This is a genomic window from Exiguobacterium sp. Leaf196 (genome assembly GCF_001423965.1).
Taxonomy (GTDB): Bacteria; Bacillota; Bacilli; order Exiguobacteriales; family Exiguobacteriaceae; genus Exiguobacterium_A.
The window spans coordinates 1-12709 of record NZ_LMPV01000012.1 but is presented as its reverse complement, the minus strand read 5'-3'; the positions used below and the strand labels follow the sequence as shown (position 1 = coordinate 12709).

General features: G+C 46.3%; 10 protein-coding genes. 7 read left to right on the top strand and 3 right to left on the bottom strand.

The window, feature by feature from the left end:
• Positions 1-95 precede the first annotated feature (95 nt).
• From yidC to rpmH, 3 genes are all read right to left on the bottom strand, one after another.
• The gene (gene yidC, locus ASG02_RS14285; RefSeq protein WP_035411724.1) at positions 96-950 is read right to left on the bottom strand and encodes a membrane protein insertase YidC; all 855 of its coding nucleotides are present in this window, start codon (positions 948-950) and stop codon (positions 96-98) included.
• A gap of 104 nt (positions 951-1054) precedes the next feature.
• Entirely contained in the window at positions 1055-1405 is a 351-nt protein-coding gene (gene rnpA, locus ASG02_RS14280; protein WP_023469862.1) for a ribonuclease P protein component, read from the bottom strand.
• Positions 1406-1571: 166 nt separating this feature from the next.
• Positions 1572-1706: a 50S ribosomal protein L34 gene (rpmH, locus tag ASG02_RS14275; RefSeq protein ID WP_012371910.1), complete on the bottom strand. Its 135-nt coding sequence runs from the start codon at positions 1704-1706 to the stop codon at positions 1572-1574.
• A gap of 735 nt (positions 1707-2441) precedes the next feature.
• Between rpmH and dnaA the strand changes: the two genes are divergently transcribed.
• The 7 genes from dnaA (at position 2442) to ASG02_RS14235 (ending at position 12394) form a co-directional block, all read left to right on the top strand.
• A complete protein-coding gene (gene dnaA / locus ASG02_RS14265; RefSeq protein WP_056064610.1) occupies positions 2442-3833 on the top strand; it encodes a chromosomal replication initiator protein DnaA in 1392 nt (463 codons plus the stop codon).
• Between the two features lie 191 nt (positions 3834-4024).
• Positions 4025-5158: a DNA polymerase III subunit beta gene (gene dnaN / locus ASG02_RS14260; RefSeq protein WP_023469864.1), complete on the top strand. Its 1134-nt coding sequence runs from the start codon at positions 4025-4027 to the stop codon at positions 5156-5158.
• Positions 5159-5320: 162 nt separating this feature from the next.
• Positions 5321-5542 carry a S4 domain-containing protein YaaA gene (gene yaaA, locus ASG02_RS14255; protein WP_023469865.1) on the top strand — a complete coding sequence of 74 codons (222 nt, stop codon included), beginning with the start codon at positions 5321-5323 and terminating at the stop codon, positions 5540-5542.
• A gap of 1 nt (position 5543) precedes the next feature.
• Positions 5544-6698 carry a DNA replication/repair protein RecF gene (gene recF / locus ASG02_RS14250; RefSeq protein ID WP_056064608.1) on the top strand — a complete coding sequence of 385 codons (1155 nt, stop codon included), beginning with the start codon at positions 5544-5546 and terminating at the stop codon, positions 6696-6698.
• A 10-nt stretch (positions 6699-6708) separates the two neighbouring features.
• Positions 6709-8622 carry a DNA topoisomerase (ATP-hydrolyzing) subunit B gene (gene gyrB / locus ASG02_RS14245; protein WP_200864062.1) on the top strand — a complete coding sequence of 638 codons (1914 nt, stop codon included), beginning with the start codon at positions 6709-6711 and terminating at the stop codon, positions 8620-8622.
• Positions 8623-8649: 27 nt separating this feature from the next.
• Positions 8650-11262 (top strand): DNA gyrase subunit A, encoded by a 2613-nt coding sequence (gene gyrA / locus ASG02_RS14240; protein ID WP_056064605.1) that lies wholly within the window; start codon positions 8650-8652, stop codon positions 11260-11262.
• Between the two features lie 88 nt (positions 11263-11350).
• Positions 11351-12394, top strand: coding sequence for an HD-GYP domain-containing protein (locus ASG02_RS14235; protein WP_056064602.1), 1044 nt, complete (start codon positions 11351-11353; stop codon positions 12392-12394).
• Positions 12395-12709: the final 315 nt, after the last annotated feature.

Below are 12709 nucleotides of genomic sequence, written 5' to 3'. Positions count from 1 at the left end.
ATCGTTGCAATGGGTATAACGAAACAACTATACACGAAATGACGCAAAAGAAAAAGAGCGACACTCTGTCAAAACAAAGCGTCGCTCTTCACGTATTAGCGTTTCTTTTTCGATTTTTTAGGAGCCGGAGCTGCTTGCGCCGCTTCCTTATCGCGTTTTGCTGCAAGTGTTGCCTCTGTCTGCACTTTGATCTTTTCACGCATTGGCTTCATGATGACGACCGTGACGATGATCGAGAAGATGTAACCGACGACCCAATAAAGAGAAAGGGCAGATGGGAGTGTGACCCCCATGATGAAGATCATGATCGGGAAGACGTAGAGCATGATTTTCATTTGTGGATTGTCTTCTTGACCTGCCATCGAGATTTTTTGCTGTAGATACGTTAGTACCGCAGACATGATCGGCAAGATGAAGAATGGATCCGGTTTTCCGAGGTTAAACCAAAGGAATGTGTGTTGGAAAATAGCCGGCGTATAAATAATGGCGTTATAGAACGCAATCAAGATCGGCATTTGGATCAAGATCGGTAAACAGCCAGCAAGCGGATTGACGTTATGCTCTTGGTAAAGCTTCATCATTTCCTGTTGCAATTTCTGTTGCGTCTCTTGGTCTTTTGAGCTGTATTTCTCACGAAGTTTCACCATTTCAGGCTGAATGACTTGCATTCCACCCATACTCTTCGTTTGTTTGATCATCAACGGAAGGATGACAAGACGAACGAGAAGTGTCGTGATGATGATTCCGATTCCGAAATCATTTCCGACAAGATGCGAAATTTCGCGAATCAACCACGCCATCGGCCAAACAAAATAATGTTTCCAAAAACCATCAGTATTTGCTGTGATCTCTTCGTGTGCGCCATAGTTCGTCGGTGCACAACCTGATAACACGATCGCGAGCACAGACATGAGCCCGAGAGTTAACCAAATCTTAGTTCTCTTGTTCATAATTCCTCCTAGAAATTGTTTACGCTTTGTCGAACGCCATCTTCTTCTATAGTAAGGCAAGGAAAGGGAGCGCCGTACAAATCAACAGGATGCATTGCTACGATTCATTTTTTTGATCGCATCCAGACACCGGAACGTTTGAGGACGTGACGGAGACTGTCAGCCACTTCTTGCGCGGTCATCTTAGCGGCCGGATTGCGCGCGATGATCACCAAATCATAATTCGGGGCAATCGAGGCTTCATGCTGCTGGCATGCTTCCCGAAGATACCGTTTCACCTGATTCCGGACGACGGCATTCCCGATTTTCTTGCTGACGGATAAACCAACCCGAAAGTGAGTCTGTTGCTCCTTTTTCAAGGCATACACGACAAATTGCCGATTTGCGACAGAGGCTCCTTTAGTAAACACCGCTTGGAACTCCTTGTCTTTCTTGACGCGGTATTCCTTCTTCACCTTATTCACACTCCATCCTGACACTACGAAAATTCGTCGTCTCTCATCATATCATAGAATAAACATGCGACGCGATAGGTCGCATGTGACAAAAGCACGAACACACTAAAAAACATAAAAAAAAATCACCTCGGATCATGCCCGAAGTGATGGATGCATCAATGCATTAGACAGTCAAGGCTTTGCGGCCCTTAAGACGGCGAGCAGCCAAGATACGGCGGCCACTCTTCGTAGCCATACGCGCACGGAATCCGTGAACTTTTTTACGCTTACGGTTGTTTGGGTTGAAAGTTGGTTTCATTCGTCTGCACCTCCTTTAAAAGATCTTTATAACCAATTGTTATTTTCTACTTTAAGGCAGTCTTGTACATTATATAAACTGATTGTGGCATTGTCAATGAAAGTTCGGAAGATTTCTCGCCTTGCGTAAAGGTTTGTTTCTTAAAAACAGGCGATAGGATTCCAGCATGCAAACTCTATTACACAATAGAATGCGACTGGATCACAAAGAACAGATTGATAGACTTATCCACCTATCCACAGACTTATCCACATTATCCACACTTTCCGTGGATAACTCTTCACTTTGTCTACGATAGTATTTTTTAAAATCGACGTCAATCCTCGATTTTGGATTTCCTTTTTCCACTTCTTTTGTATTTTGTGAATAACTCTTTTTTAACGCTTCCTCTTTCAAAAAGTTATCCACCTCTTATCCACAATTTATCCACACTATCCACAGCTTGTGGGTAACTACCTGTGGACGATTGAATTTACTTGTGGATAAATCATTCCAACCATTGCCAGAGCTTATTTCTTTTGATACACTAATTGTGCATAACATGATCCTGATCGCTTAGGACAAAACAAGTTATACACACCCTGTGGATAACTTTATACACAGATTCAACTGCCTGTGGATAACGTTATCCACAGTTTTTACGTTATGGGGATAAGTCGAGTTTCTTCATTAACTTTGTCTGTGTATAAGCCTGTGTACAAATTTTTTCTATCTTGATAAAAAAGGGGGGTATTTATGAAAAACGCTGCCGAACTTTGGCATAATGTCTTATCTGTGATTGAGGAAGAGGAACGAACACCGAAAGCCAGTTATGATATGTGGTTGAAGTCCACAGAAGGCGTTACGCTAAATGGAACGACTTTACTCGTTTCAGCACCGGCTGCATTTACGGTGACGTGGCTTGAGCGCCAGTACTTATCTTTACTCGAAGACACAGTTGAGGAAGTAACCGGAAGCCGACTCGATATTCAGTTCATTGAAGAGGGACAAGCGAAGAAAATGCTCGATCGACAAGAAGAGGAACGGATCGAAGCAACACCGGCTCCAAAATCACGTCCATTGAACACGCGCAAACCGACAGATGAACTGACGATGAGTGAACTTGGACAATTAAATGAGAAGTACACGTTCGATACATTTGTCATCGGATCGGGGAACCGTTTTGCACACGCCGCTTCACTGGCTGTTGCTGAAGCACCTGCTAAAGCATATAATCCGCTTTTCATCTACGGTGGCGTTGGTCTTGGCAAAACCCATCTGATGCATGCCATCGGACAGTACGTTCAAGATCAAAATCTTGGGACACGGATTGCCTATGTCTCTTCTGAACGCTTTACAAATGACTTTATTAACTCCATCCGTGATAATAAGACGGTTGAGTTTCGAAATAAATACCGTAACATCGATGTCCTCTTAATTGATGACATCCAGTTCCTTGCGGGCAAAGAACAGACGCAAGAAGAGTTTTTCCACACATTTAATGCACTGCATAACGACCAAAAACAAATCATCATTTCGAGTGACCGACCGCCAAAAGAGATTCCAACGCTTGAAGATCGGCTCCGTTCTCGTTTTGAATGGGGATTGATTACCGACATCACGCCACCGGATCTCGAGACACGGATTGCAATCTTACGGAAAAAGGCGAATGCTGAACAGCTTGATGTCTCAAACGAAGTCATGCTCTACATCGCGAGTCAGATTGATACGAATATCCGTGAGCTCGAAGGAGCGTTGACGCGTGTCATCGCTTATGCGAATCTCGTCGGACGACCGATTGATCCAAATGTCGCTGCAGAAGCCTTGCATAACATCATGCCAGTCGCCGAACCGCGTAAAGTCACAATTCGTGACATCCAGGAGTCGGTCAGTAAGCATTTCAACTTGCCGTTTGATGATCTTAAGGCGAAGAAACGGACGAAATCGATTGCCTTTCCACGTCAAATCGCGATGTATCTTTCGCGTGAGATGACGGAAAGCTCATTACCGAAGATTGGGGAGGAATTTGGAGGACGCGACCATACCACCGTCATCCATGCCCATGAAAAGATCAGTATGTTAATCAAATCAGACGGTGAAACAGGAAAAGTCATCGAACAAATCAAGCATGAGTTGAAGCATTCGTAAAACTGTGGATAAACATGTGGATAAAGTAGGGTGGTTATCCACAACTTATCCACACCGTTTTTGGCTCTATATCAAGTTATCCACCGACTTATCCACACTATCCACAGCCCCTAAGACTATTATTAAAAAAATATATTATTATGTTATGATGGGCGCATGCCCATTATTTTCGAGAGGAGTCTAACGACGATATGCATATCACCATTCAACGCGAAGCTTTAATTCAAGCAGTACAAGATGTAGCCAAAGCGGTCTCATCCCGCACGACGATTCCGATTCTGACAGGGATCAAACTCGAAGCTCATGGAGATGGCATGACGCTGACAGGAAGCGATACAGAAATCTCGATTGAACGGACAATCTATGCAGAAGAGAACGGAACGTCTTATGTCACGGTCCACCGTGCTGGTAGTGTCGTCTTGAATGCCCGCTTCTTCGGCGATATCGTCAAAAAGATGCCAAAAGACGAAGTGACACTTGAAGTCTCACCGAACTTTATGACACGGATTCAGTCAGGAACAGCGGAATTCCATTTAAACGGTCTTGATCCAGATGAGTTCCCACGTCTTCCACAAGTCGATGGGGGACAACGTTTCCGTTTACCGGCTGATCTCTTACGGTCGATGATTCGTCAAACAAGCTTTGCTGTCGCTGTTCAAGAAACACGTCCTGTTCTCACAGGTGTGAACTTCTCAGCCGACAAAGGCATCTTGACGTGTGTCTCAACGGATAGTCACCGTTTAGCCCTGCGTCGTGCTCAGTTTGAGACAGATACGGACATCTCGTTCCAGAACGTCATCGTTCCTGGTAAGAGCTTAAATGAATTATCGAAGTTACTTGGGGACGGTCATGTGGATATTACGATCACGAACCAACAAATCTTGTTCAAGATGAAACACGTCCTCTTCTTCTCACGTCTACTTGACGGAAACTATCCGGATACATCACGTTTGATTCCAGAAGAGTATCGGACAGCTGTCCGCATGAACGCGAAAGAATTGCTCCAAGCGATTGATCGCGCGTCACTGCTCGCACGTGAGGACCGTAACAACGTCATCAAGTTTGCAGCTGAAGGAACGACAGCGGTCGAGATTTCTTCGCATTCACCAGAAGTCGGGAAAGTCTCGGAGCAAGTCAGCATCCTTTCGCTTGAAGGGGAAGAACTGAAAATCTCGTTCAACTCGAAGTACATGATGGATGCCTTAAAGGCGCTTGACGCGACAGATATCGAAATCCAGTTCACGGGTTCGATTCGTCCATTCATCTTGCATCCAGTTGATCAAGATAACGTCTTGCAACTGATTCTTCCAGTCCGGACGGCGTAAGCATCAACATAAAACACGTGACAAGACGGGTTCGATCGTTTCGACATCGGACCCGTCTTTTTCGTATAGCGTATATACGTTCGGGAATTTTGCTAAATCGTTCAATATTTAGTACAATAAAGAGTACGTCATTTATAATATGTAGGTAGGAGGAGTCAATCCATGCAAGAAATCAGAATTACAACGGAATATGTCACATTAGGGCAGTTCCTGAAACTGTCGGATATCATCTCAAGCGGAGGGCAAGCCAAACCGTTTTTAGCAGAGGTGCCAATTCTAGTCAACGGCGAAGTCGATCAGCGACGTGGTCGTAAATTACGGGATGGAGACATCATTGATGTAGAAGACTACGGTCAGTTCATCATCAAGAACGAGGGTAACTAACGTGCGGCTGGATTCAGTCCGACTCAGTCATTATCGCAACTATGACGCACTCGAACTGTCATTCTCCGAAAAGACGAATGTTCTGATTGGTGAAAATGCACAAGGGAAGACGAACTTATTGGAAGCGATCTATGTTCTCGCTCTCGCGAAGTCTCACCGGACGACGCATGATAAGGAACTGATTGGTTGGGACCAGGAGACAGCGCGCGTCGAAGGACGTGTCGTCAAACGAACAGGTTCTCATGTCCAGGAGATTGTCATCTCGGGTCGCGGGAAAAAAGCAAAACTAAATCATCTAGAGCAACGACGCTTGAGTGATTATGTCGGGGCACTGAACATCGTTTTATTCGCCCCGGAAGATTTGCATATCGTCAAAGGCAGTCCACAAGTCCGCCGACGGTTTCTCGATATGGAGATCGGTCAAGTTAGCCCGGTCTATTTGCATGAATTGAGTCAGTATCTGAAAGTGTTTCAGCAGCGCAACGCGTTGCTGAAACAACTGTCCATGAAGGGAGGAGACGAGACCTTCCTTGATATCTTGACGGAGCAAATGATTACGCTAGCCGTTAAAATCGTTCAGCGCCGCCATCATTTCATGGCCCAACTCGAAAAGTGGGCACGACCGATTCATGACGGAATTAGTCGTGGACAGGAAGAACTCGCGCTCATCTATCGTTCGGACACATTTGGCAGTGAATTACTCGATGTCGAAGGAATGACTGCGTCCTACACGCAGAAGTTTGGTAAAATAAAAGAAAATGAAATCCGAAGAGGAGTTACGTTGTTTGGACCACATCGTGATGACTTTGAGATGGAAGTCAACGGACGAAACGTCCAAACGTATGGTTCACAAGGACAACAACGAACAGCAGCCCTCTCGTTAAAGCTTGCAGAGATCGAATTGATTCACGAGGAAGTCGGAGAGTATCCACTTCTTCTACTCGACGATGTCTTATCCGAGCTTGATGATCATCGTCAAACACATTTGCTCGATACGATGCAACAAAAGGTCCAGACGATCCTGACGACGACAAGCGTCGATGGGATTGCGCATGAAACGATCAACCAAGCGAAGTTGTTCCACGTGAAACAAGGGACGGTCGATTTGGAAGAGACATCATATAAAGAAACAGTAGGTGAGAAAACCGATGAGTAATCATGAAGATATGGAATTGGAACAAGGATACGGTGCCGATCAGATTCAAGTTCTTGAAGGATTAGAAGCAGTACGTAAACGTCCAGGGATGTATATCGGCTCGACGGCATCAAAAGGTCTCCATCACCTCGTATGGGAGATTGTCGATAACTCGATCGATGAGGCGCTCGCAGGATACTGTGACACGATCAAAGTCACGATCGAACCAGGGAACTCGATCTTAGTCGAGGATAACGGACGCGGTATTCCAGTCGACATTCAAGAGAAGATGGGTCGTCCTGCCGTTGAGGTCATCCTGACAGTCCTCCACGCCGGTGGTAAATTCGGCGGTGGCGGATATAAAGTATCGGGTGGATTACACGGTGTTGGGGCCTCGGTCGTTAACGCCCTGTCGACGAAACTTGAAGTATTCGTCAAACGGAATGAAAAGTTGTATTACCAAGCGTATCATCGCGGTGTACCAGCACAAGATCTTGAAGTGATTGGAACATCAGAAGAGACCGGAACGACGATTCGTTTCTTCCCAGACGGTGAGATTTTCCAAGAAACGCTCGAGTATGACTACGATTTGCTAGCGACACGCCTGCGGGAACTTGCTTTCTTAAACAAAGGCTTGAAGATCATCATCACGGACGATCGTGCGGATGAGCCGATGACGCGTAGTTTCCACTACGAAGGTGGGATTAAATCTTACGTCGAACACTTAAACCGTTCAAAAGAAGTCGTTCACGCAGAACCTGTCTACGTACACGGCACAAAAGACGGCATCGAAGTCGAAGTCGCACTTCAGTACAACGATGGATTTGCGTCAAACATCTACTCGTTCACGAACAACATCCCGACGCATGAGGGTGGTACGCACGAGACCGGCTTCAAGACAGCTTTGACACGCGTCATCAATGATTACGCGAAAAAGTTCGGTCTGATGAAGGATGCAGACGGTACACTGTCCGGTGAAGACGTACGGGAAGGGATGACAGCGATCGTTTCCGTCAAGCACCCGAACCCGCAGTTCGAAGGACAGACGAAGACGAAACTCGGGAACTCCGACGCACGTACGGTCACGGATTCGCTCTTCTCTGGTGCATTTGAGCAGTTCATGCTTGAAAATCCGACGAACGCACGCGCAATCGTCGAAAAAGGGATGATGGCGTCGCGCGCCCGGATGGCAGCGAAACGCGCACGTGAATTGACACGCCGTAAAGGTGTTCTTGAAGTCAGCTCGCTTCCAGGTAAACTGGCCGACTGTTCGTCACGTGATGCGTCGATTTCCGAATTGTATATCGTTGAGGGTGACTCAGCGGGTGGTTCTGCGAAATCCGGACGTGATCGTCATTTCCAAGCAATCTTACCGATTCGCGGTAAAATCTTGAACGTTGAGAAAGCACGTCTTGATAAGATTCTTGGAAGCAATGAGATCCGGACGATCATCACGGCTCTCGGGACAAGTATTGGTTCTGAGTTCAATATCGAGAAGGCACGCTACCACAAAGTCATCATCATGACCGATGCCGATGTCGATGGTGCCCACATCCGGACACTCTTGTTGACGTTCTTCTACCGTTACATGCGTCCGCTTGTCGAGCATGGATACGTCTATATCGCTCAGCCACCGCTATACGGAATCAAACAAGGGAAGAACATCACGTACGTGCATAACGAACGTGAATTGACAGAGGCGCTTGCAGCGCTTCCTGAAAACGCACGGTACGATATTCAGCGCTACAAAGGTCTTGGAGAGATGGATCCAGAGCAGCTTTGGGAAACGACGATGGATCCAAGTGGTCGTCAAATGTTGCGTGTCGAGCTTCAAGATGCGATCGAAGCGGATGAAGTCTTCGATATCTTGATGGGAGATCAGGTCGAACCACGACGCGACTTCATTCAATCCCACGCACATTACGTCAAGAACCTGGATATTTAACGCTGAACAGAGAGGGTGGCCAGAAGCATGTCCGAACAAAATCACGGAATCATCAAGGATATTAATATCAGTCAAGAGATGCGTACGTCCTTCATGGACTACGCGATGAGCGTCATCGTCGCACGTGCTCTTCCGGACGTACGGGACGGCTTAAAACCCGGACACCGCCGGATTCTCTATGCGATGAACGACCTCGGTATTCGTGCCGATAAACCACATAAAAAGTCTGCCCGTATCGTCGGGGAAGTCATCGGTAAGTATCACCCGCACGGAGATTCTGCCGTCTATGACACGATGGTCCGCATGGCGCAAGACTTCAGCTACCGCTACGAACTCGTCGATGGACACGGAAACTTCGGTTCGGTCGATGGAGACTCGGCGGCTGCGATGCGATATACGGAAGCTCGTATGTCAAAAATCGCGATGGAGATCGTTCGCGATATCAACAAAAACACAGTTGACTTCAAAGATAACTACGATGGTTCGGAACGCGAACCGGAAGTCTTACCGTCGCGCTTCCCGAACTTGCTCGTCAACGGTTCGAGCGGGATCGCGGTCGGGATGGCAACAAACATTCCGCCGCACCAGTTAGGTGAGGTCATCGATGGTGTCTTAGCACTGTCTCACGACCCAGAAATCACGATCCAAGAATTGATGCAGCACATTCCGGGACCTGATTTCCCAACGGCTGGTGAAATTCTTGGTCGTAGCGGGATTCGTCGCGCTTATGAGACAGGACGTGGCTCGATCATCGTCCGTGCGAAAGCAGGAATCGAACAGACGAAAAAAGACCGGGAACGGATCATCGTGACGGAGTTGCCTTATCAGGTCAACAAAGCCCGCCTCGTTGAAAAGATTGCCGATCTCGTCCGCGAGAAAAAAATCGAAGGTATCACCGATTTACGGGATGAGTCAGATCGCCGCGGTATGCGGATCGTCATGGAAGTCCGTCGTGATGCGAATGCAAGTGTCATCTTAAACAACTTGTATAAACAGACGTCAATGCAAACGACGTTTGGTGTCAACATGCTTGCGATCGTCGGAGGGCGTCCAAAAACATTGACGCTCAAGGAAATGCTCTATCATTACCTCGAGCATCAAAAAGAAATCGTTCGTCGTCGGACACAGTTCGATCTCGAAAAAGCAGAAGCACGTGAACACTTGCTCGCTGGTCTACGGATTGCGCTTGATCATTTGGATGAAGTCATTCAAATCATTCGCGGGAACCGGACAGCAGACGCAGCACGTGAACAGTTGATGGAGCGTTTTGCGTTATCCGAGAAACAATCACAAGCGATTCTCGATATGCGCTTGCAACGCCTGACAGGTCTTGAGCGGGAAAAAATTGAAGCAGAGTATGACGAAATCATGCAATTGATCGCGGAACTGAACCGCATCCTTGCGAGTGAAGAAGTCTTGCTTGATTTGATCCGGACAGAACTCGAGGAGTTGAAGGAACGTTTCAACGACGAGCGTCGGACGGAAATCCGGATGGATCATATCGAATTCGAAGATGAAGACTTGATTCCGGAACAGGATATCATCATCACGTTGACAAGCAGTGGTTATATCAAACGGATGACGACGGATTCGTACCGGACACAGCGCCGCGGTGGACGTGGCGTTCAAGGAATCGGAACGAACGACGAGGATTACGTTACGCGTCTCTTGTCTTGTTCGACGCATGATACGATTCTATTCTTTACGAACCGCGGGAAAGTCTACCGGATTCGTGGATACGAAGTACCGGAGATGAGCCGGACATCAAAAGGTGTGCCGATCATCAACCTCATCCAAATTGAACGCGATGAAAAGGTCGAGACGATGATTCCAGTCAACTTCAAACGTTATCTTGAGGAGCAACAAGCAACTGAAGCACCTGTCGAGGTGGTTGAAGGAGAGATTGAAGAGACGGAAGAAGCGCTCGAAACGGAAGAAGTCGTTCAAGATGAGCAAAAATCATTGATCTTCATGACACGCAAAGGACGCGTCAAACGTTCACCGTTGTCCGCATATGCCCGGATCAACAAAAATGGTTTGATTGCGATTCGGTTGTTTGAAGACGATGAATTGACATCCGTTCGTCTTGCATCGACGGATGATGAAGTCTTTGCTGTTTCAACAAGCGGGAAAGCGATTCGTTTCCCAATCACGAATGTCCGCTCGATGGGACGTGGTGCTCGTGGTGTCAAAGCGATGACGTTACGCCCAGACGATTTCGTCGTCGGGATGGAACTTGCACGTGATGCACAAGATGTTCTTGTTATTACGGAAAAAGGATTCGGTAAAAGAACACCGATGACCGAGTTCCGTAGTCAATCGCGTGGTGGTAAAGGATTGATCGCGAGTAAGGTAACAGATCGCGTCGGTCAAATCGTTGCCATGCGAATCGTTGATGTCGATGATGACATCATGATCATGACAGAGAGCGGTATCGTTATTCGGACAGACTCGCAATACATTTCACGTGTCGGCCGCAACACCCAAGGGGTGAAGGTCATTCGAATTGAAGAAGGTGACCGTGTTGCAACGGTTGCGAAACTGAAACGAGAAGAAACCGATGAAACGGAAGAAGATACGGATCTTGTATCAGAAGAGAATGTAGTCGAATCGGATGCTTCAGAAGAAGTGGAAGAGTAAGCAAGACGTTAGTAAGGAAGCAGCAGAGTGATACCACTCTGCTGCTTTTATCTACATATATAGAAAGAAGAGAAAGGAACGAAGCGATATGCGAGTGGCAAGTGACCAATTACGCATCGGAGATCGTTTAACCGAATCGATCTACTTACATACAGATCATCCGATCGTAGAAGCAGGGAAAAAAATTGGAACCGACGAGTTACGACGAATCCAACGGTTTTTGATTAAAGAAGTCACCATCGAGGATCGTCCTGATCTTGTCGAAGGTGAAAAGATACAGATTGAAACAGTGGCTGCGCAGATAGAACATCCTTTTGAAGAGTTCATTCGCTCCTATAATAAAGTCTTCATGTCATGGGAACAGGGGATGAAGCCAAATGTGTATGAAGCTTTGAGTTGGGTCAAACAGTCCGTCCCGGAACAAATTACGAGACAAGATGTTCTGCCATTCTTCCTTGAACGGGGAACGGAAGCTTACACTGTGCGACATGCCATTTATCGAGGAGCAGTTGCCCAGATGCTTGCTGAAGCAGTCAGAAAAGAACGGAAAATGATCCATGAGCTGTGGACGGCATCTTATTTTGCGGATTACGGACTAGCGCGGATCATGGAATGGCGTCACACGAAACGTTATGAAGCGATGCAACAAGAAATTTTTCAACGTCACCCGGCAATGGCATATCAAGTCTTGCAAAAGGAGACGATTATCTCCGACACGGTAAATCGTTTGATTGTTCAACATCATGAACGTTTAGATGGATCTGGTTATCCTCTAAAGGTAAAAGGTGATAAGATTGCAGATCATGCTCGATTGTTCATTGTAGCGGATGTTTTTGCTGCAATGACAAGTTGGCGCCCATACCGGGAAGCGTATACGCCGTTTGACGCATATCGTCATTTAAAAGCGCGACCGATGCAATATTGTTCAAAATATGTATTGTTGCTTGGACAGTTACTTCTACCGATTGAAGTCGGTGATCGCGTATTGATGAGTAATGGGAAGATTGCAACAATCGCTCAAAAGAATCCAGTCTTTGATCGCCCCGTTATTTCTTATGAAGACCAGGGAAGAATGATCATTGTTGATTTAATGGAAGAACGACAGCATAGCATCATTCAATTGATGGATTGATAAGGAATAAGTAGCCTCTTGAGCCGAATTCGTAAGGTTCAAGAGGTTTTGTTCATGATTTTAAAAATAATTTTAAAATAAGTGTTGCGCAATAATAAAACGCATGATATATTATTACATGTCCTTAACAAAGACAAGCGCTTGAAACAAACAAAAAAACAATTTCAAAAAAGTTGTTGACTTCTTGTTTCAGACTTAGTATTCTAATTGAGTCGCCAAAACAGGCGCGGACGAACTTTGAAAACTGAACGATGAGGCAAAAATCGTATTCTACGGAATACAAAAACGAATGAAGCGCAAGCTTCGTCAATCGTG